Origin of the sequence: Bacillus sp. FSL R12-0074 (assembly GCF_038005725.1) — a bacterium.
GTDB lineage: Bacteria > Bacillota > Bacilli > Bacillales > Bacillaceae_G > Bacillus_A > Bacillus_A mycoides.
Window position 1 is genome coordinate 2,668,873 of record NZ_JBBOTR010000001.1, and the last position, 25,920, is coordinate 2,694,792.

23 protein-coding genes, 2 pseudogenes and 1 riboswitch are annotated in these 25,920 nt (G+C 31.9%); of the genes and pseudogenes, 4 read left to right on the forward strand and 21 right to left on the reverse strand.

Going from position 1 to position 25,920, the window contains the following annotated elements; translation table 11 throughout:
• Window positions 1–111: 111 nt before the first annotated feature.
• From NSS97_RS13900 to NSS97_RS13910, 3 genes are read right to left on the reverse strand one after another with little or no spacing between them, the layout of a single operon-like run.
• Entirely contained in the window at window positions 112–912 is an 801-nt protein-coding gene (locus tag NSS97_RS13900) for a CbiQ family ECF transporter T component (protein ID WP_107886840.1), read from the reverse strand.
• On the reverse strand, window positions 905–2,605 hold the full coding sequence (locus NSS97_RS13905) for an ABC transporter ATP-binding protein (RefSeq protein ID WP_341112978.1): 1,701 nt from the start codon (window positions 2,603–2,605) through the stop codon (window positions 905–907). The genes NSS97_RS13900 and NSS97_RS13905 overlap by 8 nt, the downstream gene beginning before the upstream one ends.
• 10 nt (window positions 2,606–2,615) lie before the next feature.
• Window positions 2,616–3,164 carry an ECF-type riboflavin transporter substrate-binding protein gene (locus NSS97_RS13910; protein ID WP_002168272.1) on the reverse strand — a complete coding sequence of 183 codons (549 nt, stop codon included), beginning with the start codon at window positions 3,162–3,164 and terminating at the stop codon, window positions 2,616–2,618.
• Window positions 3,165–3,303: 139 nt separating this feature from the next.
• Window positions 3,304–3,419, reverse strand: a riboswitch (SAM riboswitch).
• Between the two features lie 150 nt (window positions 3,420–3,569).
• On the opposite strand from NSS97_RS13910, the gene NSS97_RS13915 reads away from it, so the two are divergent.
• Window positions 3,570–4,253, forward strand: coding sequence for an aspartate/glutamate racemase family protein (locus NSS97_RS13915; RefSeq protein ID WP_002085241.1), 684 nt, complete (start codon window positions 3,570–3,572; stop codon window positions 4,251–4,253).
• A gap of 49 nt (window positions 4,254–4,302) precedes the next feature.
• Here NSS97_RS13915 and NSS97_RS13920 read toward each other — a convergent pair whose 3' ends face one another.
• From NSS97_RS13920 to NSS97_RS13950, 7 genes are all read right to left on the reverse strand, one after another.
• Window positions 4,303–5,481: a macrolide family glycosyltransferase gene (locus NSS97_RS13920; protein ID WP_341112981.1), complete on the reverse strand. Its 1,179-nt coding sequence runs from the start codon at window positions 5,479–5,481 to the stop codon at window positions 4,303–4,305.
• Between the two features lie 256 nt (window positions 5,482–5,737).
• Window positions 5,738–6,268, reverse strand: coding sequence for a signal peptidase I (gene lepB / locus NSS97_RS13925; RefSeq protein WP_107886837.1), 531 nt, complete (start codon window positions 6,266–6,268; stop codon window positions 5,738–5,740).
• 77 nt (window positions 6,269–6,345) lie between these two features.
• Window positions 6,346–8,472 (reverse strand): peptidoglycan D,D-transpeptidase FtsI family protein, encoded by a 2,127-nt coding sequence (locus NSS97_RS13930; protein ID WP_341112984.1) that lies wholly within the window; start codon window positions 8,470–8,472, stop codon window positions 6,346–6,348.
• A gap of 219 nt (window positions 8,473–8,691) precedes the next feature.
• Window positions 8,692–10,479 carry an ATP-binding protein gene (locus NSS97_RS13935; protein WP_044439574.1) on the reverse strand — a complete coding sequence of 596 codons (1,788 nt, stop codon included), beginning with the start codon at window positions 10,477–10,479 and terminating at the stop codon, window positions 8,692–8,694.
• A gap of 351 nt (window positions 10,480–10,830) precedes the next feature.
• Window positions 10,831–11,682 (reverse strand): Cof-type HAD-IIB family hydrolase, encoded by an 852-nt coding sequence (locus tag NSS97_RS13940; protein WP_044437725.1) that lies wholly within the window; start codon window positions 11,680–11,682, stop codon window positions 10,831–10,833.
• Between the two features lie 177 nt (window positions 11,683–11,859).
• Complete coding sequence (locus NSS97_RS13945; RefSeq protein ID WP_107886835.1) at window positions 11,860–12,438, reverse strand: cysteine dioxygenase family protein; 579 nt, start codon at window positions 12,436–12,438, stop codon at window positions 11,860–11,862.
• Window positions 12,439–12,552: 114 nt separating this feature from the next.
• On the reverse strand, window positions 12,553–13,767 hold the full coding sequence (locus tag NSS97_RS13950) for a cytochrome P450 (protein ID WP_107886834.1): 1,215 nt from the start codon (window positions 13,765–13,767) through the stop codon (window positions 12,553–12,555).
• 140 nt (window positions 13,768–13,907) lie between these two features.
• On the opposite strand from NSS97_RS13950, the gene NSS97_RS13955 reads away from it, so the two are divergent.
• Complete coding sequence (locus NSS97_RS13955) at window positions 13,908–14,405, forward strand: PadR family transcriptional regulator (protein WP_088033681.1); 498 nt, start codon at window positions 13,908–13,910, stop codon at window positions 14,403–14,405.
• A gap of 102 nt (window positions 14,406–14,507) precedes the next feature.
• Here NSS97_RS13955 and NSS97_RS13960 read toward each other — a convergent pair whose 3' ends face one another.
• The 6 genes from NSS97_RS13960 to NSS97_RS13985 form a co-directional block, all read right to left on the reverse strand.
• Window positions 14,508–14,663, reverse strand: a complete 156-nt coding sequence (locus NSS97_RS13960; protein ID WP_000046089.1) for a DUF1540 domain-containing protein — start codon at window positions 14,661–14,663, stop codon at window positions 14,508–14,510.
• A 70-nt stretch (window positions 14,664–14,733) separates the two neighbouring features.
• On the reverse strand, window positions 14,734–15,366 hold the full coding sequence (locus NSS97_RS13965; RefSeq protein ID WP_088033679.1) for a Vat family streptogramin A O-acetyltransferase: 633 nt from the start codon (window positions 15,364–15,366) through the stop codon (window positions 14,734–14,736).
• Window positions 15,356–16,639, reverse strand: coding sequence for an MFS transporter (locus tag NSS97_RS13970; RefSeq protein ID WP_107886832.1), 1,284 nt, complete (start codon window positions 16,637–16,639; stop codon window positions 15,356–15,358). The genes NSS97_RS13965 and NSS97_RS13970 overlap by 11 nt, the downstream gene beginning before the upstream one ends.
• A gap of 267 nt (window positions 16,640–16,906) precedes the next feature.
• Window positions 16,907–18,142, reverse strand: a complete 1,236-nt coding sequence (locus tag NSS97_RS13975; protein WP_341112990.1) for a cytochrome P450 family protein — start codon at window positions 18,140–18,142, stop codon at window positions 16,907–16,909.
• Window positions 18,143–18,302: 160 nt separating this feature from the next.
• Entirely contained in the window at window positions 18,303–18,707 is a 405-nt protein-coding gene (locus tag NSS97_RS13980) for a hypothetical protein (protein WP_044443784.1), read from the reverse strand.
• 146 nt (window positions 18,708–18,853) lie between these two features.
• A complete protein-coding gene (locus NSS97_RS13985; protein WP_060751208.1) occupies window positions 18,854–19,858 on the reverse strand; it encodes a DUF1835 domain-containing protein in 1,005 nt (334 codons plus the stop codon).
• A gap of 299 nt (window positions 19,859–20,157) precedes the next feature.
• Between NSS97_RS13985 and NSS97_RS13990 the strand changes: the two genes are divergently transcribed.
• Window positions 20,158–20,370 (forward strand): hypothetical protein, encoded by a 213-nt coding sequence (locus NSS97_RS13990; RefSeq protein WP_044443788.1) that lies wholly within the window; start codon window positions 20,158–20,160, stop codon window positions 20,368–20,370.
• 366 nt (window positions 20,371–20,736) lie between these two features.
• Here NSS97_RS13990 and NSS97_RS13995 read toward each other — a convergent pair whose 3' ends face one another.
• Window positions 20,737–20,940 carry a hypothetical protein gene (locus NSS97_RS13995; RefSeq protein WP_002085220.1) on the reverse strand — a complete coding sequence of 68 codons (204 nt, stop codon included), beginning with the start codon at window positions 20,938–20,940 and terminating at the stop codon, window positions 20,737–20,739.
• Between the two features lie 624 nt (window positions 20,941–21,564).
• Between NSS97_RS13995 and NSS97_RS14000 the strand changes: the two genes are divergently transcribed.
• Window positions 21,565–21,756, forward strand: coding sequence for a hypothetical protein (locus NSS97_RS14000; RefSeq protein ID WP_107886829.1), 192 nt, complete (start codon window positions 21,565–21,567; stop codon window positions 21,754–21,756).
• A 599-nt stretch (window positions 21,757–22,355) separates the two neighbouring features.
• Here NSS97_RS14000 and NSS97_RS14005 read toward each other — a convergent pair.
• The 4 genes and pseudogenes from NSS97_RS14005 to NSS97_RS14020 form a co-directional block, all read right to left on the reverse strand.
• Window positions 22,356–22,834: pseudogene (locus NSS97_RS14005) on the reverse strand (homoserine dehydrogenase).
• A 244-nt stretch (window positions 22,835–23,078) separates the two neighbouring features.
• The gene (locus NSS97_RS14010; RefSeq protein WP_107886915.1) at window positions 23,079–24,137 is read right to left on the reverse strand and encodes a TPR domain-containing glycosyltransferase; all 1,059 of its coding nucleotides are present in this window, start codon (window positions 24,135–24,137) and stop codon (window positions 23,079–23,081) included.
• A 283-nt stretch (window positions 24,138–24,420) separates the two neighbouring features.
• A pseudogene (locus NSS97_RS14015) lies at window positions 24,421–24,836 on the reverse strand (DUF3995 domain-containing protein).
• Window positions 24,837–24,979: 143 nt separating this feature from the next.
• Window positions 24,980–25,747, reverse strand: a complete 768-nt coding sequence (locus tag NSS97_RS14020) for a DUF3959 family protein (protein ID WP_107886828.1) — start codon at window positions 25,745–25,747, stop codon at window positions 24,980–24,982.
• Window positions 25,748–25,920 lie beyond the last annotated feature (173 nt).

Sequence of the window (25,920 nt, forward strand, 5' to 3'; positions counted from 1 at the left end):
AACTAATAGGTAGTTGATCATTTTAACTGGTTCGTATTATACAGTATGTGTATCTCCTTTTTTTGAGCATGTCTTCATAAAAATTAGTAAAAGCACTCTATTGAGAGTGCTTTAAAATGGGTACCAGAAACTTTGGAATACATTCAGCTTTAAGTAAACTGCAATAATCAAAATGATAATACCAATAAAAAGTGTGATGTAATCCTCCTTTTGTGCGTCCTTTGCATAGTACCACGTTCGTTTATCCTTTTTTCCAAAACCTCTTAAATCCATTGCATTTGAAACAGTATCAATCCTTTCTAATGAATGAATAATAAGTGGCCAAAAAATTAAAATACGGTTTTTCATACGAATCCACAAGCTCGCTTCTCCTTTTTCAAAAGGTACGCCTCTTGCTTCCTGTGCGTGTCTAATGATTATATATTCAGATTGAATGCTTGGTATATAACGCAGTGCAATATTTATTGCATATGTAATTTTATAAGGAACAGCAAATTTATTTAAGCTGCTCACAAATTCACTTGGATGAGTTGTATAAATAAAAAGAAGTGTAAATGGTAATAACGTAAAATATTTCAATGAAAGTGTAGCTGCATAAAATAAAGTTTCATATGTAATTGTTGCATAACCTATATAAAAAAAAGAGGTATACGATCCCGTTAATTCCGATCCATGGGTGGGCGTAATGAAAAGAATCATAACGGAATTTAATAAACTAAATGTAAATATAACGCTGAAAATAACTATAATTTTACGCAATTGAATTTTTGCAATTAAGAGGCCGATACATCCAACAATAAATAAAATTAGCAATATACGAAAATCAAAAAATAAAAAAGTAAGTGTCATACAAAATATAAATAAAGATAATTTAATTGCACCCTCCATACGATAAAAATACGTATTATGCATATTCCTCCCTCCTATTAGCTTCAATATAAAGTTTCACAAATGTTTCTGGAGTTGGAATTCCGCTTAATTTAGCTAGTTTTATTAATGAAATCTCCCGTAGATTAGCTCTTTGTAACGTTCCTTGATCCCCTAAAACAGCAGATACAGTATTGTCCGCAATAATTTTCCCTTCATGCAGAACTACCGCTCGATCTGCATATTCTAAAGCAAGATTCATATCGTGTGTGATAATAATAAAGGATATGCCCCTTTCGGCCAGTTTTCTAATAAACGACATAAACTGTTTGTAATGGTAATAATCTTGTCCAGCTGTCGGCTCATCTAATACAATAAGTTTTGGGTTTGTTATAAGTACAGATGCAATAGTAAGCCTCTTTTTTTGTCCATAGCTTAATGCCTGAATTGGCCAGTTACGAAATGGATATAATCCACAAATTCTTAAAGCTTTTTCGACTCTTATCTCAATCTCATCTTTAGAAACCTTTTTTAATTGTAATGAATACGAAACCTCTTCTAAAACAGTAGGCTGTGTAATCATCTGATTTGGGTTTTGCATAACGTAAGAAATAACTTCCCCGCGTTTACGAATAGACCAACAATTTATATTTTCTCCATCGAATGTTATTCTCCCATTCTTTGTTTTATTTATTCCTATAAGAGTATGAGCTAATGTCGATTTCCCTGCTCCATTATGACCCAATAAGGCTATTATTTCTCCCTCTCCTATTGAAAGGTTGATATCTTCTAAGGCTGTATGTTTGTTATTGTACGTAAATGATAAATTTTCTATCTTGCATAAAGCTTTTTTAATATCTTTGTTTTTTGATGAATCTTGCTTCTGCATCCAGTTCTTTAATAGGCTATGAACGTCTTCATTACGAAGATTTTCAATTGGAAATACCTTAACATTATTACTATCAAAATTTAATTTCTTTAGCGCCTCTATATAAATAGGTTCTCTTAGTCCGATATTTGGTAATATATTAGAATTTAAAATACTATCCGGTGAACCAACGGCAATAACTTCTCCCTCATCTATTAAAATAATTTTATCTAAATCAAGGTTTAAAATTTCTTCTATTCGATGTTCAATAATTACAATTGTTTTATTATATTTCTCATGTATATTTTTAATGAGTTCTATTGTATTCAAACTACATGCAGGATCCAAATTAGCTAACGGTTCATCAAATAATAATATATCTGCATTTGTCGTTAGCAGACCTGCAAGAGAGACTGTCTGTTTTTGACCTCCTGATAACTCATGTGGACTTTGTGTATGAAAGTCCTGCATGCTTACCTTTTTTAAAGAATCCGTAACAATCTTTCTCATTTCTATTTGATTTACACAATCGTTTTCTAATGCAAATGCTACATCCTCTTCGACAGTAAGGCCTATAAATTGTGCATCTTGATCTTGTAATATTGTCCCTACGTGTTTACTCTGTTCAAAAACACTACCTTTTCTCGGATCCTTTCCAGCTATTAAAATGTTACCGGTACTTATCCCTTCGTAAGAAAATGGGATTAGCCCATTTATACAATGAGCTAATGTTGACTTACCTGAACCACTTCGTCCAGCGATAAGTACCTTTTCCCCAGGATATATTTGAAATGTAATATTTTTCAAAGTAGGCTGCGTAGCATGCCTATATTGAAAGGTAAATTGTTCAAAAGAAATAATTGGTTGCATGTATTCATCCCTACTTTTCAATTTTTAAATGTGTATGTTTCTTATTTGATTTCGCTAAGCCGATCGTGATTGGTAAGCCAAGAACTAAAAATACGATAACGTCTGCAATTGTTGCGCCTAGTACTTGTATAACTATTTTGTCAAACGGTTCTCCCATCACAATAATATCGAATGCTCCAGCAAATATAATAGCTATGACAATACCAATTAACCCTGCAATTGCAAAATAAGAAATATCACGGTTATTATACGTTCCATGTTTTACACTAAAACCAAATCTTTTTTGTATGAGTCCCATTGCAAAACCAATAATACCTGAACTAATAACCCATCCCCACCAAATACCCCAACCAGCGATCGTATCTGTAACGGTATGACCGATGAGTCCTATTAAAAGCCCTGCTACCGGGCCAAATAACGCTCCAAAAACTGTTAAAATAGCCAATGCGGGTTTAATAAATGTATTCGGTGCGATAGAAAATCCCCAAAGCCCTAATACCCCGTATAGCGCTGCTCCAATTCCAATAGCTACTACTAGCTTTGTCGTTAATTTGTTCATTACAATTCCCCTCTCGTATTATTCAACTTTTAATACTCTATATTTATTTTGAAAATGAATTATGCATCGACACTTCCTTTCTATACAACAAAAAATGACCTCTTTAATAAGAGGTCATTTTCTTTCACGTACAAGAATCCCCTTATCTTTCAAAAGACACATAGTGTCCTCTGCGGAATTAGCACCTTCCTATGTAATTACATAGGGGTTGCTGAGGCTTCAAAGGGCCGTTCCCTCTACCTCTCTGGATAAGTATGTATTTGTAATCTGTATTATGGCACTAACAATAAATAATTTCAATACTTTTCTTACTATTTTTATTTTTCGATAAATAGTTTGCTTAAATCATTGTATTCTTATCGGAATTATGAAATAATAAATTCAAAATTGTTACGGGAGGAATGCATGATGAAAGTAATTGGCTTAATTGGCGGACTAAGTTGGGAATCAACATCGTTGTACTATAAACACATTAATACACTGACTCTCTCTAAATATGATCAAAATGCGAAGCTTGTTTTATATAGTATGGACTTTGGTGAAGTAACTACATTATTACAAAATCATCAATATGAAGAAGTGAAAAATGAATTAGTCGCAGTAGCAAAAAAAGTAGAACACTCTGGAGCTGAATGTTTACTAATGTGTTCTAATACTGTACATCTATTTGCTGAGGAAGTAGAACAAGCAATATCAATCCCACTTCTTCATATCGGTGATGTAAGTGCTAAAGAAATGGTAGAACAGAATATAAAACGGATCGGATTATTAGGAACGAAACAAACGATGGAACAAGATTTTTATACATCACGACTAGCAAAATATAACATTGAGACAATCATCCCAAATGACGAGGAAAGAACTTTTATCCATCACGTCATATTAAATGAATTAAGTAGAGGAATTATTTCAGAAACATCAAAAGAAAAACTAATACAAATTACCAATTCATTAATTAATAATGGGGCTGAAGGAATTTTACTTGGCTGTACGGAAATTCCTTTGCTCATTTCCCAAAATGATCTATCTGTTCCTGTTTTTGATACTGCTTATTTACATGCGAATACTGCTGTACAATTTGCTGGATAATAATATAAAAGCATACAGGTAGAGCCTCTATGCTTTTATATTATCTGAACTATTTATTTAAAAGAGCATCAATAACTGCAATGGCTCTTTTGGAACCACCACACTCTAAAAAACTTTCATTCAGTTTTCGAATGCCATGTTTATACTTTTCATTTGAAAGAACGTCTGTTACCGCCTTTTTTAAAGTTTGCACATTAACATGCTCTTTCAATAATCTATATGCTGCCTCCAGCTCAGTTAATCTTTGCGCTATCATAGGTTGATCTTTATCATGCGGTATTATCACAAATGGGACATTATAATGGATTGCATCGTGCACACTATTCATTCCACCATGTGTAATAAAAACATCTGCTTCACTTAATATTTCTGATTGAGGTACGTAAGGGGTTATAATAAAGTTGTCTGGCGCTTGCTTAATTTTTGAAATATCATTTCTATCACCAATCGCCATTACTACAATCCCTTCGAAATTTGAAAAAGCGTCAATACAAGTATTAAAAAATGGTTCGAGCCCTTCAAGAAGTGTTCCCATTGAAATATAAATAACTTTCTTTTTTGAAAGCAATTCAAGTGGAAACTTTACATTTGTTTTGCGCTTTATAATACTCGGCCCAATAAAAACATTGTTTTCTCCGAACGAATCGCTATTAGGTTGAAAATAACGACTTGTATACACGAGACTAATATCTCCCTTATTATGCATAAATTGAAGATTATTTTTGGGCTTTACTCCAAATTCATGTTCCATTTGATACAGTAACTTTTCAGAGAGTTCATCGGGTTGGAATTGTATTTCTGCATTTGGATGAAAAGGCAAGGTTTCCAATAATACTGGTGGAATTAAAAATATAGGAGAGGAAACTATGCCTGGAACTTGTAAATATTCCTTTACTAACTCTCCAGCACCAAATATATCATAAACTATGAAATCAAAATTAATGCTTTTACATAATCGTTTCGTAATTTCTAATATGTATAAAGAAGTTTGAACATGTACATGAAAGAAAGATTTTAATCCATATGAAGTTTCATTATCAATAGAAATCTCCTTTAATAAATCCGGATGAGTATGTACAATGGCTCCCAAAACTTCAAGCCTTTCCTTAAAGCTTTCCGTTGTAATATAGTGTACGTTATCACCTCTTTCAGTAAAGGCCTTTACTAAACTTAATGTAGGATTTACATGTCCCTCTGCAGGGAAATTAACTATTAAAATATTCATCACTTATTTCTCACTCCTTACAATTCAATCTTCTTATTAATCGTACTGTTATTATTACAAGCAATCTTCCCTTAATAGTCCCAATATACTTACTACTTTAGGTTGATAAATAATTATCAGACATTGAAAAAGGCATCTACATAAAATGTAGATGCCTAACTGTGATAAGGAGTGTTCTGTGAGGTTAGGATAAGCTTTTCTGCTTGTCCTATGCTATCAATATATGATTTATTTTATAAAACGTGCATATCTAATAGAATTATTTTAACCATTTTATTTGATCAAATGGATAATATACCATTTTCACTTTACCTATTATATTTGACTCATCAATTAGTCCAAGCGTATTCCTACTATCTTTACTATGATTTCGATTATCACCTAACACAAATAATTTATGCGTAGGAACTTTCATTTCTCTACAGTTTGAAAAACGATTTGATACTTGTGACATATCTAACTGTATATACGACTCATCACGCTTTTTACCGTTAATATATACCTCATCGTCTCTTAATTGTATGTTATTCCCTGGTAATCCAATAATTCGTTTCACGTAGTATGTAGGCGAGTCTTCTTTTTTTATTATTACAACATCACCATGATGAAAAGAAGAAAAATAGATGCTAGCCTTATTAACTAGTATGCGATTATTCTCATTCAAAGTAGGTTGCATCGAAATTCCTTCTACCATACAAAATAAAAATAACTTATTAATAAAAATAATTCCTATTATAATTAAAATATAGCTACATATTTTTCTCCAATCTTTTAGAATCAATTGCTTCATAGATACCTCATTTCTAATCTATTCGTATGTAAAAAACGTCTCTAGTTCATATAATTGCTAGAGACGTTTCGTATATTTTAATTTTCTTTAGAGTCATCTATTTTTGGTGCTTCGCCAGTTAATCGCTTATTTTTTAAATCAAAATAAGCATCTAAAACATCTTTTCCAATATCAGAGTTAATACCTGATTTATCATTTATAACCCATGGCACAACAACAGAAAATGCTACTTCTGGATCGTCATATGGCGCATATCCTGCTAATGTTAAATTATAACATTTTATACGTTCACCTTTATCATTTCTACCTATGTCACTTTCTCCACCATATACTGTCTGTGCTGTCCCTGTTTTACCGGCTGGTTTATATGGTGCTTTTTGGAACGCCCTTACTCCCGTTCCATCTCCTTCCTGAAATACTCTCCTAAATCCTTCTTTTACTTGATTTATGTAATCTTCTTTCATATCTACTCTATTTAAAACAACTGGTTCTAATGAATGACCCACTTTACCGATTTCATCTTTTTGCACAGTTTGTTCTCTAATCTCTTGAACAATTTGTGGCTTCATACGATAACCACCATTTGCAATAGTAGCAATGTACTGTGCAAGCTGAAGTGGTGTATACGTATCATACTGGCCAATAGAAAAGTCTAATAAGAAACCCGGTTGATTATCTTTTCTCCCAATTTGTCCAGCTGTTTCATTAGGTAAATCAATACCCGTTGGAACACCTAAACCAAATTGCCTGAAATAATATCTCATTTTATCAAAGTATTCTTGTTTAATATCTAGTGAACTATTTCTAACATAATCCACACCTGCAATTTTTAATGCTGTATTAAACATATAAACGTTAGAAGAAACTTGTAAAGCTCTTAGATCATCAATATTCCCGAAATCTTTCCAAGACTTTTTCTCCTTAGTTCCTTTAAACTTCATAGGCGCATCATAAAAGTAAGTACCTGGTGTTATAGCTTTCGTTTCGAAACCAGTCAATATTGTCGCACCTTTAACAGTTGATCCAAGCTCATATGAACTTGTCATCGTACCTAAAGCATAATCTTCAACTTCTGTTTTCCCACCTTTTTCTACTAATTTTTTCCCTGCCATTGATAATACTTGACCATTTTTCGGATTTATCATTACAACGAAAGCACGGTCCAACATCGATTCTGAACCTTTATAGGCCTTTAATATTTTTTCTATGCTCTCTTCTACTTTTTTCTGTAATTCCATATCTATAGTTAAAGTTAAATTCTTGCCGCTTTTTCCTTCAGAAACTGTTTCCGTTCTAATTGTATTACCTTGTTTATCAGCAATACTTCTTACTTCTTTTTTCTTACCATGAAGCACATCTTCGTATTGCTGTTCGATGTAACTTTTCCCAACACGATCATTCCGGCTATACTCACGCACTAAATAATAATCTAATCGTTCACGTGGTAATCCTTCATCAGCATTCGAAACATTTCCAAGAACTGAACGGAATAAGCCATCATTTACATAGAGCCTTTCCCAATCAACTGATGCGTCTACACCTGGGAGATTTGCTAAATTTTCACTAATCACAGTATATTCCTTTTCACTAACATCTTTTTTAATAATTTGAGGTGCCATTTGATAACCTGAAGTCATTTTACTTTTAATAGCTAACACTTCTATATCTGTGGCTGTTAATTCTTGAAGATTTTTATCTGTGATGCGCTTTCTTTTTAACTCTTCTATTTTTTTGTCTAGATCTTTTCCATTAATATCCTTTTCTCTAAACTTATCTATTTCTTTTTTAGATACTAAATTTTGAGTAAGTTTTGGATTTAATTGCATCCAAAAATCTTTCTTATCAGTCTCGGTTAACTTATCAATATCTTCTTGCGGCATTTCAATTATTGCTGCAAGTTGTCTTGCGGTTTTTAACATTTCTTCCGCTTTTACACCTTTCACCTTTGTATATGTAATCGTACGTAAAGACTTATTGTCAACAACTGGATTACCTTCACGGTCATAAATTTTGCCGCGTGGTACTGTAAGATTAACCGTTGCATTCTCTCTTTTTTCTACTTCATTCTTATATGTTTCTCCATCGAAAATTTGAACTTTACCTAACTGTATAATCATGGCAGAAAATAATAAAAATACACAAAAGAATAAAATATTTAACCTCATCGGTATTGCTCTACCACTCTTTTTCTCTTTCTTTTTCACCTTGTCATAATCTCCTCCTTACAACATTTTCAATAATTTTAAGCTTTCTATATTAAAAATAATGTACAATTTCCATACATTACTTTGTACGCATATTAATATAACGTTTAAAACTTAATAGAAATTAAAACAAACATAAAGAAAAGGTAAAGTTTACTAAATTAAATATAAAAATACCCAATAACAAAAGCTTAGCTTTGTTATTGGGTATTAAGTATTTTAGGAGTTAATATTAGAACGTATTGAAATACATCTATCATCACAATTTGATAGAGATTGTTTACTCTGAATTTTCGGCAAGTAAATAGTTACAGTTGTCCCGACGCCAACCTCACTCATTATACTTATTGTTCCTTGATGACCTTCAATTATTTTATAACTTAACATCAATCCAATACCGGTACCTTTTTCTTTCGTACTATAGAAAGGTTCACCTAATCTTTTAATTCTTTCTTCAGGTATTCCTATTCCTTCATCTATTACACTAATAATGACACCTTTTTTATGTATTTTTTTTATATGGATTGAAATTTTCCCGCCATCTAGCATTGCTTCAATTGAATTTTGCAAAATATTAATAAATACTTGTTTCAATTGATTTTCTGAGCATTCAATAGTTAGTTCGTCGGAATCTGCAAATAACTCAACTTGAATATTCGTCATAATTGCTTTTGTGTTCATTAAAGAAACAACATTTTTAAATACTTGATAAATATTTTTCTTTTCAGTTGGGATTTCATCTGTTTTAGCAATCGATAAAAACTCTTGAAGGATCACTTCAATTCTCTCGATTTCAGAAAGCATAAGGTCAAAATATCTTTCTTGATCTTCTTTGTTGATTTGGAATAATTGAATAAACCCTTTTATTACCGTTAGTGGGTTCCTCACTTCGTGAGCCACACCAGCTGCTAATTGTCCAATTGCTGCAAGTGTATCTGATTTATTTAGCAATTCTTCTGCCTTTTTCCGCTCTGTAATATCGCGGACAATGATCATAATTTTATCTTGTAATAATGGTAAACATCTAGCTTCAAAGAAATCGATGCTTCCATTAATTGTTAGAGGATATTCTACAATTACATTCTTTCCTTCTTCTTTCAATTGGCGAATTGCTTCTTGAAATTGCTGTGCTACTGGAGACGGTAATATTTCGTAAAACTTTTTTCCCATAAAAGCTTCTGCGGGTACGTAAAATTTTGTAGGAGATCCTGCTTTATAATCTATAATTGTCCCATCGTCTTCTGTTAAAAAACATAAATCTGGTAAAGCTTTAAAAATTAATTCTAATTCAGACGTTTGTTGTTTTAATTGCCCTTCTATCGCTTTTAAATGTGTAATATCTACCCCAACAGCCCAGTAACTAAATCCTGTTACAGGAAACTGCTCAGATATATTGGACCACATTATCGTTTTAATTTCACCATTTTTACATGTTAAACTCATTTCCCAATCTCTAAAATTTTTTCCACGAGTCAAAAATTTATTTTGTATTTGATGGCGATAATTATGGTCAGGATACAGTAATTGAAGAGCGTTTGGATTCCCAATTATTTCTTCAGCAGTATAACCTGTTACAATCTCGCATTCTCGATTCCACAAAACAAAATCTCCATTATAGTCAAGCGCATCAACCATAACAGGCATGTTTTGTAAGATTGTATGTAGTTCTTCCTCTTTTCGAGAAAGTAACGATCTATTTTTACTTTGAACTGCTTTTTTTACCCCAGCTATAATGAGGTTAGAAAGCATTTCAAAATATTTTTGGCAATTGAAAATTTCGCTTCGTTTGGACCATACAACAAAAGATCCTAAATATTGATGGTATAAGAAAAGGGGGATTTCGATTTTGGGAAGTTTACATACTTTCATTTCATTAATTCCAAATGAAAATATACATTCGTTTTCAGCATCAAGAAGTTGATGTGATATGTTGGTTAATTTATAAAATTGTTCTGCCATGGTTTCTATTGTACTCACATCAATAAGTTCCATTAGCCGCGCATTCATTCCTTTTCCACCTCTATATGTAAAATTTATACAAATTCAAAATTCATACTTCTTCATTATACGAAGAAAGTGCTCCTAGGTATATAGCTATAGAATAATTATTCGAACAAATTCTATTTTTCAATTAAAAACAGAAAATAATATGGGAGTGTTACGCGCTGCTAGCAGCAGTATAAAAATACAATAAACATATAGTTCACAAATTTTTCACAACTTTCATGAAAAATATAAACATTTATTCCAATATATTCTATATAATGAGGTGTAATAAGGCTTCTATGAATCACATAGAATACCTTACCCCTAATAAAAAGAAAAAAGAATCTATTTGGATTCTTTTTTCTTTTTTTATTACATTACATATTTATATAAAGCATGTGCGACACCATGTTCTTCATTTGTTAACGTTTCGTATTGACACATCACTTTTATTTCTTCAACTGCGTTCCCCATTGCAATTGATATACTTGCTTTCTCCATCATGGAAACATCGTTTAGCCCATCACCTATCGCTACAGTATTTTCAACTGGGATATTCAGGTGTTCTGCTAAAGTATATAATCCATTTCCTTTTTGAGCATCTCGATGATTAATCTCTAAATTATGCCAATATGAAGATGTAATTGCTAAATCAGTATTATGCAGAAACGTTTCTTTTAACTTTTTTAATTTTTCTATGTCATAAGAAAATGGTAAAAGCTTATGCACATGTATATCAGTTTCTACAATTGGTTTACAACTTTCTGCACTATGAAATGCTGTATGCTCAAGATATAATGCAGCAATCGTTTCTAACTCTTTCAAGTCGAAGTTTTCATTCGAATTCTTCACGTACTCGATTTCATTACGTACACTCTCTACTCCATAATCCGGTACGTACACACCTTTATTAGTATAAAGCTGATAATATAAGCCATTCTCTTCAAGATAGTTCACAATCTCAAGTGCCTGCATATTTTGAATTGGATATCTCTTCATCATTTTCTTATCTTTATAAATAAGGGCACCATTTTCCGCAATAATTGGACACTCTAAATTAACTTCTAACAATAATCGTTCAATATCAACGATAGAACGTCCTGTACAAATAGCTACAACATGGCCTGCTTCCTGACATTTTCGAATTGCTTCTGCATTTTCTTTACTTATCATTTTATTACCGGAAAGAAGGGTTCCATCTAAGTCAATTGCTATTAATTTCATTATTTCTTCACCACTTTCTATAAATACACGAGATCTATTTAACAAAAAGGTATCGTTTTCATATTGAGCTCGTTAAGTACTTCTTATTTATAATTTATGAAAAGCGTTTCAGGTCAAGAAATAATTAAAAATAAAATCAAAAGCTTTTCTCTTTAAAGAAAAGCTTTTGATTTTAAACTATGAACTATAACTAATATATTTTGTCTCACACATATACACATTCTTTTCTTCAGTTGGGACATATACTTTAAACTTTTCTAAACGTTTTCCGTAAATATGAATCGTGACAACGCTTTCGCATTCAGCTATTTTAAGAATATGACAATCAGCTGGTGGAATGACTTTATCTGTTTCTCCTTCTCCCAAATAAAGATTTCCTGTATGGGTTAAATAAACAAGTGAATTTTCAAGCTGCTTAGTTTGTATAAAGTTCTGCACCATTATCCTTCCTGAAAAAACGCCTTCTACTCCCCATGTACCATCATGATCATGTAAAGGTGTAGATTGTCCATCTTTCCATACAAGAGCTAATACTTCAAATCGCTTTAAAGGATCTTCATATAACAAGTGTCGTGCATATTGAGCCGAATTCGCCTTCTGTTTTTCTAGCGGAAGCCATGTTTTTTTTTCTAAAAGTTCTTCTAGTAATTTTTCAATCGCACAAACAATTTGATCTTCTGATAAATTACTATCAATTAAATCCGTTACAGCTTTAATAAATGTTTGAAACGTTTTACTTCCATTACACGTTAACATAAGCATCCTCCTCCACTCTTCTTTCACACACTTCCATACTAAATAGACCACTAAAAATTTACAATTGAGAAATAAAAAAACAAGGTACAGTAATTTTGTACCTTGTTGAACGTTTTACCTAGTTTTCAAAAGAATAGGTAAGTATTTTAATGTTTGTTCATTTTCTAATATACATTTTTCTAAATTGAACGATGGAGATAACTCTATTTTTTCAAAGGCATTTATAAAGGTAGTTAATGCAATCTCAGCTTCTAAACGTGCAAGTGGCGCCCCTAAGCAAAAATGAGGACCTTTACCAAAGGTTAAATGCTTTTCATTTCCTATTCTGTGTAAATTAAATTTAGAAGCTTGTAAGAACTTTTTCTCATCTGAATTTGCTGCACTAACCCACGCAACAATCATTTGATCCTTTTTCATAAAAGGTCCAAATATATTTGTGTCCGCTGTAATCCTCCTAGCTAATGTAATGGGAAAGCGATAGCGTAAAACTTCCTCAATCGCTTTTGAAATTAACGTAGGTTCTTTTCTTAACTCTTCATATATTCCAGGTGAATCTACTAAAAAGCAATAAAAGCTGTTAATAATTAAATTTGTAGTTGTTTCATTACCTGCCGCTAATAAACCTAAAGAAAAAGTAACTATTTCTTCATCGGTTAATCTTTCGCCTTCATATTCAGCTCGTATTAAATCTGAAATAATATCGTCGGTTAAATGATATCTTTTCTCTTGGACAATTGGAAGAAGGTATGTTTTAAATTCATTCAACGCAATTCCTTTTTCTACATCCAAATCATTAAATCTTTCTTTACTATACGGCATAAATAAAATATCAGACCATTCTTTAATTTTTTTACGATCCGTTGTTGGTACTCCTAATAAATCGGATATGACGGTAACAGGTAAAGCTACAGCAAACTCTTCAACGATATTAACCTCACTATATTTTCTGATATGTTGTACAAGTTCATTTGCGATAGCCTGTATTCGAGGTTTCCATTGTTCTAAACTTCTTGGAGTAAATGCTTTAGAAACAATAGAACGTACATTGCGATGTTCTGGTGGATCAGTAGAATTTATATTTATTCTAGTTTCTAAAGGTGGGATTGCGAATTGTCTTCGTTCCCTTCTACTGGAAAATAAGCGATAATCCGATAAAACTCGATTTACATCATCGTATAAAAAAACATTCCATACATCCTGCTCCTCATCATAATGAACCGGATGGTTATCCCTCATAAATTCATACCACTCATACGGATTCCACAATTCTTCTTTTGTTTTCAGCTTTGAAATTTCATGAACTAAAATCACATTTTCAGGCGAAGCCATAGTTCTTTCCTCCCTTTTCTTTTACAATAAAAGTGATAGGTCGGTAGATCAAAGTTGTATAATTTAACATATGTTATTTTAACATATGTTAAAGGAGATTTTTCATTGGAGAACTTGAGAAATATATAAGGGGGATTTTTATGTACGTTGACATTTTATTACTAGCAGAATTAACGACTGGACCAAAACATGGATATGAAATAAAGAAAAATGTTCAAAATCGGTTAGGTGAGAATTTCGAATTAAATCATAATACACTGTATCCCGCTCTTCGGCGCTTCGAAAATATGGGCGCTATAACGAAAAAAATACATAAACAAGTCGGAAAGCCAAACCGAAATATGTACGACATAACTGAAACAGGAGAAGAAATTTTTTCTGAAATGTTAAGAGAGTTTCCCGAAAAGATTGCGACAAATAACGCTGAGTTTCTTGTGCGTATCGCGCTATTTGAAAAACTTGATTACGAAGCTAGAAAAGAAATTTTAACAATACGCCAAGACGTACTACATAAACAACTTACTGCTATTCAATCTTTACATGTTAGCTCATCTTTTATTACAGAAGTCATTGAATTTAGTAAATCACGTATTGAACATGAATTGCTCTGGATTGCATCACTTATGAAGAAAATATGAAAAAATAAAAAGAAAAGTTAAAAACAATGAATGAAAATGAGATTTATTATCAATACTATAATTAATAAAAGGGCAACCACGATTTGGCTACCCTTCAAAAATTTATACTTCTGGATCAAAAGTTTTACAATCTGTTTCTTCAGTTGTAGATGCATGTTTACCTTTATGACTTACTACATAAATTGCATCTGCACTACATTTATTGCCGTTAGCCCAAAATTTACAGTTGTTTACTTCACATAAAACGTCTTGTGCCATAGTATCACACCTCCTTGTTCTATTATCATTAACAAAATTCGGAGGTATGATACTCTTTGTCATGCATTTTTTATTGCCTTTTTAACTTTCTTAATGGTTCAATATCTCCTTGTACAATAGCATCTATATTTTCAGTTATTTTTTCAATATCAAATTGCCACCATTGAATTTGCAATAATTCTTCTATTATTGTATTTGTAAATCGTTCCTTTATTTTATTTGCAGGGTTTCCGCCAACAATTGTATATGGTGCGACGTCTCTAGTCACAACAGATTTAGCTGCAATGATTGCACCATCCCCTATTTTTATTCCGGGCATAATAGTTGTATCCATACCAATCCAAACGTCATTTCCTATAACTGTATCACCTTTGTAAGGTAAATCAGACAAACTAGGTGTATACTTCTCCCACCCATTTCCAAATATATTAAATGGATATGCCGAAAATCCATCCATCCGGTGATTCGCTCCGTTCATAATAAAGGTAACTCCATTTGCAATACAACAAAACTTTCCAATGGTAAGCCTATCTCCAATAAATTCATAATGATATAATACTCGATCTTCAAATGTTTCTCCATCTTTCGCATCATAATAAGAATAGTCACCAACAAGTATATTAGATTTCGTTATTGTATTTTTTATAAAATGAACGTTTTGATTTCCTTCAATAGGGTATTTAATATTTGGATTAGGATTCATGTTGCACAGCACTTCCTTTACCATCCATTTCACTTTCTACTGCTATTACTGGCTTTAAATTGTATATAGGTAAAATAAACAATAATCCAATAACAAATAGTAGAGCCGTCCCCTCATACATCGTACCTAATGAGAACATCTCCTTTAATGAACCAGCTATACTCATCGTTACTACCATTGAACCGGTGAATAGTGGACTTAAAATGCCATTTACTCTACCAATAAAATCCGTATCACTATTTTGTATAATAAGTGTATTTATCCCTATTTGAATACACGGTAGGGCTAAACCACTAAAAAGTTGTGCTGTAAGTGTCACCCATAAATTTGTAGAGTAGCCTATAATACCAATTCCAATTGCCTGACCGAGCATACCTACAATTAACATTTTTTGCGGAGCAACGTTTTTCGCAAATACCATCGCTAGAGCTCCGCCAACAATCATCCCCGCACCATTTACTGTTAGTAACCATTGTAAACTCTCTTTTGATAACCCTAACTGCTCAGTCACAATAAATATGCCTAGTGGCTGAATTAAACCTATACCTAGTCCTGCTGCCATAAAACAAAACCCTAGCAAAGTTAATGCTTTTTTCTTTTTTACATATTTAATACCATCCAGCATTTCCTGTAACAGCGTAATTTCTTTCTTCTCATTATCATTCTCAAGATCTTTCGGAAGAAATAACAACACAGCTGCTGCAAGTAAAAAAGCGATACCTGTTATGATGATTGAAATATAAATTCCAAAACTATGAAAAATAAATGTTCCAAGAATCGGTCCTAACACCATAAAAATCGCAAATATTGTTTGATATATAGACATCGCTAATTGAATTTGTTCCGTTGATAAATGCTGTTTAAACAACTTCATACCAGATGGTTGAGAAAACTGCGAAAGGATTGCAGAAATAAGCGTCACAAAAAACACGATTTTCCACGTTCCAAACATAAGAGTAATTAATACAGCGAATACAGAAATAGAACTTAACGTCTCACACCATATCATTGTCTTCTTTGGCTTCCACCTATCAGCAAAAGTTCCACCAATGAATGAGAAAATAAAAATGGGAGCAAATTCAGCAACCGAAATCATTGAAATAGCAAAAGCATCACCTTTCGTCATTTCCATTACATACAGTAATATCGCAAAGTTACGAACCCAAATTCCAACTTGTAAAAATAATGCTGATGCTAGAATCCCTTGCACAAATCGATTTTTTAATACTTGTGATACCCCATGATTTTGTTTCGTTTCTGCAGTCGTCGACATAAAAAAGCCTCCTATTTCGTGTTCTGAACAGGAGGCAGCACAAATCATATGAAAAGACTATATATTCGCAGTGCGAAACACATCCCTTTTCTATACATGCACATACTAATCCTATTCAGAAGAATATTTCGTTTTTTAACGAAGATCTCTTACAAATAGAATTAGTTGATCATTGGGATGTTTTCACCCTTCCGTTTCGAATTTAAATAACACATACATACTCTATGTAAATCATTTTCTATGTATGCATGTCTAAAAATAAATATTCTAGAATGTTAATGGTAATTCCTCTAAAGAACGCATTAAATAATTACCTTGCCATTTAATGTCTTGACGATTGCCTTTTATTTGTAGTTCAGGCATGCGTTTTAACAGCGTAGTAATAGCTATCTTTGCTTCTAACCTAGCAAGTGGAGCGCCTAAGCAGAAATGGCTACCATGCCCAAAGGCAATATGACGATTATTCTCCCGAGTAATATCAAATACTTCTGGGTTTTCAAATACTGTTTCATCGCGGTTTGCCGAAGCTAATGCAATGACAATCATATCCCCTTTTTGGATTGTTTGTTCGTGAATCTGAAAAGGCTCAGCTGCCCATCTTGCAGTTGTAACCTCAACTGGAGAATAATAACGCAATCCTTCTTCAATTGCAGAATCAATTAATTTTGGATTATCTTTTAATAACTGTAATTGATTTGGATTTTCAAGAAGTGCTAATACCGTATTCGTAATTAAATTCACTGTTGTCTCATGTCCTGCTACGATTAGTAACATTATCATTGAATATAGCTCTGGAGCACTAAGTTTATGCCCTTCATTTTCCGCAAGGATTAGCGCACTAACCAAATCTTCTTTTGGATCTTTTCGTTTTACATCAACTATATATTGAAGATATGTAATAAACTCAGATAGTTGTTTTTCGGTTTCTTCTATTTCTTCATGTGTTTCTGGCGATGCAATGACAGCATGAGACCAAATTCTAAATTTTGCTTGATCCTCTTTTGGAATGCCAAGCATATCACTTATTACAATGATTGGTAATGGGAATGAATAATCATCCACAAGATTTAATGTACCTTTTCGCTCTATCTCACTTATTAAATCATCCGCTATTCTCTGAATTCTTCCGTCTAATTGTGTAATCATCTTCGGTGTAAAAGCTTTTTGAACTAAAGATCGTAAACGACTGTGATTAGGTGGATCTGAATTTAACATGTGCGTTGTTAAATGATCACTATTGTCAACAGAAAGATACATGTTCTTTGTATCTTGAGAAAACACATTTGCCATATCTTTTTTTAAACGATTATCTTTTAAAAGTGGCAGAGCATCTTCATATCTTGTAATGAGCCATTCTTTACCGATTTCAACTTCATTTACAAATAATATAGGTTGCATTTTTCGTGACTCTTTATAAATTTCATATGCATCTTCTTTAAACTGAGCAGAAGCTAAATTAATGCCATCTTCTATTTTTCGGCCAACCTTATTTTTAATTGACATTACATTCCCTCACTCTCAATTATTTTTAAAAATCAACCCAATATTTGAATTATACTTCAATAAAAACTGAAAAATTGTAAATTTTCAATTAAAATCTTACTTCTAATATTGAAAAATAAAAAAGTGAGAGAGTAAAATCATTCTATCCTCTCACTTCCCATTATGCAAAGCACATAAAATTGCTAATTTGTTGATATCGATAACTTACTTTACGGCGGCGACCAGCTTGCCAAGTGTAGCCGGATACCCCACTTCTTCTTACTTCTGTCGGAAAAAACCATAAGTCTCTTCCGAAAGGTCCAGGACGATGCAAACGTAAATAGCCCCATCTTCCTAGACAGTTACACATCCATGATTTCATATTCCCTGCTTGTGCTGGAGAAGCAAATGTGGATGGTAAAGACGGAGCTTGTGACGGTGGTGGTGACGTTGGAGCATCTTCCGCATCATCTGGTCTATAGTCTTCTTGTTCAATATCTCTCACTTCATTTGTAGATTCATAACCGTAGTTTTGTGGATTATAATACATCTCTTGATCATATGGATAGTTTTGTTGGTTATACATAATAACCCATCACCTTCTTTTCATTTGTTTCTTTTAACATTCATATGTGATACGCCATTCATAGGAAGCTTATGTATAGCCTAAATTCATCTAAAAAAAGCTCGTATTTTAAAAATACGAGCTTTTTTATAAACAAAATATATTTTTTATTTTATTAACTTCACACTATAAAAACGCATTTGATCTAACGAACCTTCATATTCAAATACTTCTTGCTTAATTAATTCTTTCAAGCGATATTCCAAAAACGTATCCCCAACCAATTGATCCGCAAGTCCCAGTGCTTCACCTATTACTCTCGGAGCTTTATGAAATTCTTTATCTGCTCCTACATTTTTCGCACACTCAATAATGAATTGATCAAAATAATCTTCTTGTACAGAATGCACTTCATCGTCTTTCCAAACTCTTAAAAACTCCGTGCTTTGCGATAACCTATCCCACTCATGTGCAAACTTCATTCGCTTCTCTTCAGTTAAATACGGAAATTCCACAAAACTTTTTTGGAAAAGAGCTAAACTTTCAGGAGATAATTCTCCAGTTCCACGGATATCATAATCTTGTTTTAATATTTCTCTACTCGCTTCAGAAGTATTCATAACACGAATATTTTTCTTATCTTTTAATTGCGCAATTGCAAAACAAAGCCCTACGTGCTCATGGGCATTATCCGCCTTCCAAACGGTAATCGGTGTTTCATTCGGAATTGAATGTAGCTCTTCTAAAGTCTCCTTAAATCTTGGTAAATACTCTTCTTCAAAATAACAATCATAAGAAGTTAAGTTATTTAATAACCACTGTGCCCTTGCTAATTGACCTTCATTCGTATGTAATTGATGTATGGGACCAATTGAAAAGAATTCAGAGTATGAAACAACACTCTCCTCGTGTAATCCTTCTTGTTTCAACATATATTTTAAACATCCGGCAGTTGAATCATCAAAGGCAATATGAATGTGTGTGCTTTCTTCTAAATTCTTTTCCTGAGTTGTATGACTTGTCAATTGCTTAGGGATACTCGTTAAATTTTTTATCATATCTTCGCTATAATTCCCGTCTAATACATCTAACTGTATTAGAATACTTTGAAGTAAATGTTTTGCTTCATCTTCATACATATCCTCTACAACATTTTTAATTTTATCTATCATATAAATCCCTCTATTCATTTCTAAAATAACGTAGATTATAGTGTATCATTTTAGCCCAGATGTTTAAAAGTCTTTTTAAAATCAAATCGTTTATTACACAGATTGCTGCAGCCGTCTAAGTTTTTAACAACAGCTTTCTCTATATTTCTCTCAATCTATAGCTCTATAATGTTTTTTGCTTCCTCCTTATCTATCTCCCAAAATCACATTAGTTGCTAAATAATTTTTAAACATTTTGTAAATCTTTTTATTTAAATGTATAATTATATAGAAAATAAAAAAATACAGGAGCAATATTAATGGAGAAAGTACTTACTAATTATAAACATTATTTTAAAAATTGGAGATTTATATTTATTTGTATATTACCTGCTGTCGCTTTATTGTATACATTCGATGTCATCTTTGAACTACTGTGTCACCAAAATTTCTATTTGTCTAATTTAATTATTGCTATCATATTAATCTTAATATTTATTAACGTTAAAGATAAGTTTAAAATCAAAGGTTAAAAAAACTATAATTGAAACGAAGCCGTTGGAAGCTACATTTTCATAAAAAAATAAGAGCCCCCCGCTATTGGATGCCCTAATGTGATTAAAGGTTTTTTCTGAGTATGTAGTAGGACACGAAGATCTTGTCCTACTACATACTATATGCTTATACTTATTACATTGTGCATTAGAAAGCACAATGTCTAGATGCCAAATAGATACATACACATTGGAGTAACTAACACGCTAGAAAAGACCTTTCTATATCCATTCATTCTTAATAGCCTACATTATTACTAATAAAATTTTCTCATACTTTCATTGTACAATTGCTTTATTTATAAACAAAAAACATCCCCATGGATGTTTTTTATCTAATTACCTTTAAACTTCCATAAATTTAGCAGGTACACCAATTTTTTCAACTACAGAAGATATATTAGTAGGGTTAATCATTACATTTTCAATACAAACTAATTTATTTTCTAATAATCCATTCTCTGTAGTAATAAACTCTTCAAATCGTTCTAAAGTCATTGAGAATTTGTGCTCACTTCCACCATTCATACTGACTTTTACATACTTCATAGTGTCACCGCCTCTCTTAATTATCTATAATTCGCTAAAAATACGCTTACATCCTTTTATTAAAACGTGGATTTATCCCTTTTATCACTTCCCACTACACGTTTGAAATGATTTTGAGAAAAAAGCTACTAAACACCACCTTTTCTTTTCATTAAAATTTCAATAGAATGTTTCTAGAATTATATATTTTTGGAAAAGATTATATAATAGTACTGATTAAATATTAGGAGTGTTATTAATGGTTGATATAATCCGACTCTTAATCATCATACTTATCGCAATTTTTTTATTCTCATCAATTATTATGGAGTTTAAAAAACCTCACAAAAGTATGTTTTGGTTCTCAATTGAAGTCTTGTTTCTGCTAGGAATCGTACTTTTAATGAAAGAATTTTTCATCAAACTTTCCGCATAAGCCCTTAAGTAAAACATAATATCCCATCAATAACGCAGGATAAATTATGATTGTTATTTTTTTCACTGAAGTTAATAATTTAACTTCCGATAGTTATCTTTTATTTATAACTACTTTATAAGCTTCTGTTAATTACTCTTTTTCGTATCTTATCATGAAGACTAGAGCAAGCATGCCTTGTCATATATTAGATAAGGGATGTGATAACATTGGGTAACGATAACAATCAATTTATTTTTCATGTAGTACAAAGTTCGGCAATTAAAAGATTTATAATTATCGATATAATTGCTGGAACAGGAATTTATTGGACCGTAAATTTCATTTCTTCAAATGCATTACTCGCAATTATTAGTTGTTTTTTGGGGACAAAAAACATGAAAAAAATGCATCATTCATAGAAGCAATAACTAAATCCCAATTCATTTCTTTCAAATTTGTTGCCTTTACTCTTCTTGAAGTGGGAAAGCAATTTTTCACAGTTGGCTAATTCATCCGACTTTCTGGCAGACAATACTTTTGATTGTCTGCTTTTTGTATGAGATTTTTCGTTTGACATATACTACTTTTGAACCTGTATACCAATACAAGCCATTTTGGTGTTTGGGATTTCCCTTCCTGGGATAAATATTTTTGAACTTATCCCTTTTTTGTATAGGCATGTATATTTGGGATAAAACTAATTACAAGCAGATTTTCTGTTTATTCGTAGTTCTTAACCAAAAGACTTTTCTCCTTTAAAGGACAGTAGGTACGACTGCTTGTCCTTTTTTATTAATATTTCACACACCATTTTTTGCCCCCTTCTAAGCATTCTATTACAGCTCCCAAATAGCCAATGTTTATAGTCATACAAAATAAGCAGTTGCTGATACTTTCCTTTTTGAGTTACACAACACAATAAAAATGTGTAACTATAGATTTGAATCCATATCCCTCCTATCTCAAAAGCTCTCCTAAGTAACTAAAAAAAACACCTTAAGTGGGTGTCCTTTTTTCTTTATGTAAGAGAACATACAGATAACATTAATCCTCCAAATGTCACTGTTCCTAGTAACCCCAATACAACTCCTGTTAAACAAACACAATCAGCAAGACAAATTGAAGATTGCGATAATGGAACAAATGACCTACTTGTGCTCGATCCATAATGTTTTATTTTTTCATAATTTATATCCAACATTAAATGTAGACATGATACACAACCCTCAATAGTTTGAAGAGATTCATTTTCTAACCGCTCCAATAACTTGTTATTTAAAGCAAATGGAAGAGGGTACTGCTTATCTAATTTCATATTTTGATAAATTAATTGTAAACGAGATAGCATACTATTTTTCTTTTTTCAGATGCAGCTGTACATTTTATATTATTAAATTCATTTAATAACAGCGTCAATTCATCTCTGTTGCCGTATAAATCCCTAGCTATTCTTCTCTTTAGTTTGTACGAATGGATAATAGATTTAATTTCAATCATTTAATTACACTTCCTAATTAAATATTATTTCCTCTTATAGATAAAAAATACTTTTAAATCCTATTAACAATACACTCAAACATCTTAATTTACTATCAATTATCATTACATTAACCTTACATAGTTGTAATAATTTCTTTAGTTACTTACCAACCAGAAGCAGTCCATCCTCATAATTAATATTGTGTATATCACTATAGAAAATGAAATCATTAATAAAAATAACTTGACTTTATTTGCTTAATTAACCCTTCTCTTTACTTTGTAATAAAGTATTAAAATATTGCTGGTTATATATTACCGCTGGATGATTAGGTATATAATTTGCTGCTAATTCATTATAATGTAACGCCTTTTCATAGTTTCCTAAATGGCTGTAGCACAAGCTTATATGGAAATATGGAACCCAATTGTAACTTGCGGGGTTATAAAGTATCGCCTCGTTAGGATATGTAATTTTCGTGGCTGCTAAATACCAACGAATTGCTTCTTTATATTTTTTTTGTTCCATCATGACATGCCCTATCCCAACACAAATTTCCCCTCTTGGATTCCCGTATTGAAAAGCCCTTGTAAAAGTTTCTAATGCTTTATCCCACTTTTGAAGTTGCATATAACAATACGCTAAGTTTCCGCACACATAAACATTTCCTTCTCCCCATTTTTCTTTACTATCTAATACTTTTTTATAAAATTGAATTGCCTGATCATACTTTTGCTGAAACATACATTCATTCGCATAATTGAACCAATCTGTAAGCGTAACTTCTTCTGTCTCAATTATGGATTGGAGAATTTTAAAATTCTGATCAATTCTTGGCTTTTCTTTACAATGAGTAATAGTTATATCCGTGTGCAACACATTTCCTTCAACTTGTATAAATTCGTGCACTTTGTTAATCCATTGAAAATTTCTTGAGCGATTAACAAGCCTATAACGTGTTGTAATATACATTGGCTCCATACTTAATCCAGTATTCAAATGATAAAACATTAATACCGCGTCAATATCATTATTCATTTCTTGTTTTAAATTTAAAAATTTCTGCTGATCCTTTTCAAATAAAACATCATCAGCATCCAACCATAAAATATAATCTTTTTTCGCTTTAGAAAATGAAAAATTTCTGGCCGCCGCAAAATTATCATTCCACTTATAATCATAAATGTTAGTTGTATACTTTCGAACAATATCTTTAGTTCTATCTGTAGATCCAGTATCTACAATAACTATTTCATCAACTATGTGTTTTACTGAATCTAGACACCTTGCGATAACTTGCTCTTCATCTTTTACAATCATGCATAAACTAATTGTTATTTCGGTCAAGATAATCCCTCCTCCTAATGTATTATATGATTGAAAAAGAAATTATCTTCACAAATACATACCTCAAGATATACATGAAGTTATTATTTAATTGACTAATACTTCTAAAACTGTGCATACGCTATAATGTGTCACACTCTTTTGCAATAAAATGCAATCATACAAAATAAGCGGTTTCTGATTACACAGAAACCGCTTATCCGACATCCGTATATTTATATTTTTTAAATTCACTATACAATTACCTTTTATATGTTCACGTTATTATTGCTAATAAGAAGGATAAAGATAAAAATGCACAAAGTGGTACATATAAAACAGTATCCATTCTAGCAAACTGCGTATCTTTTTTTCGTTTAAATATACCAAAATAATGAAACTCACCAATTACTCTTATGAAATAACAACCATACAAATCCAGGATCCTATTTGAACAAAAACATTGGGAACTGCGAAATGAACAATATTTTCTTGTTGTAATAAAATCATTGCTGCCATACTTAATAATAATGCAATGAACAATGTCATTCCTGCACCTGGTGTAAACGCCTTTTCTCCAGCTTTAGTTGGAATGACACTATTTGTCGCCCACTTACCTCCGAAAGCCCAATAAACATGTAAAAAACTAACTAAGAATAATATGCAAACAGAAATATATGTAATAATAAGCATTTTGTCCTCCCATTATTTTATTTAAATCCTTACCATTAAAATATGCTATGAATACTTCATACGCAACCTATATTTAATTACATAAAAACCCCTTAGTAATTTATCAATTTTACGATAAATCATTAAGGGGTTAGTGGAATTTATTATGCATTATACCTATTTTTTCGACGTTCCATCCTAGTTTGTCCTTGAACAGTACTTTCTTTATATTGATCTATTTGCTCTGCCATTTCATATGTTACAACTGGTTCTTCGTTATTACGCTCATGCATTGCTTCTGGCGTTTTACGTTTAGAACCTTTTCCACCAAACTTAAATAATTTCATCTTAAATTTCGGTAATCTTGGAAGTGGAATCTTAAATGATAGTTTTTTGCGTTTCTTTTTTTGTTGAAATAGATTTATATTTTCTTTATTATCATCCTTCTCTTTACGGTGTAATAACATCGCAAGTAATCCACCTAATATAAGTCCTCCAACTAAAAGGAGAATATATAAGTAATGGCTTGTCATTAAATTCATCATACGCTCAAGTATGACTAACGACTGCACTTCTTTTATATCCCATAGTAACGCGACCCATAATGAGAATAAGCCAAAAGTAAGCCCGTATGTACGAAACCGGAATAAACACGGAATTAACGCAATGCAAGCGGCGATTTTCGCGTTCGCTATTATTGAACTTATTGAAATATCCTGATTCCAAATGACTAACAGTAATGTTATAAATGGTGCATACGCTATCCAGCTACATATACGTGAATATATCTTTTTCGCAAAGTAACTACCGAAACTAGTAAAAAATAAAAGTCCTCCAATATATAAAGATTGTTCAAGAGGGATTTGCTTTAACATTCCTGCAATTGGAAAGAGGCCGCTCAGTAGCATTAATAATACATCTAATTTCTTCACAATTCCCCATTCCTTTCAAATTTTCTTTTCAATTAATAAAAATCGCTTTTCCATATGATGTAGTTTTTGTATTTCTAAAAAACATCTTAATCCTGTATGTAAATAAAGTAAATACGTAAAAGAAAAGATACATGACAAAGGATAGCCTTATTTACATGAAAAAATGACAAATC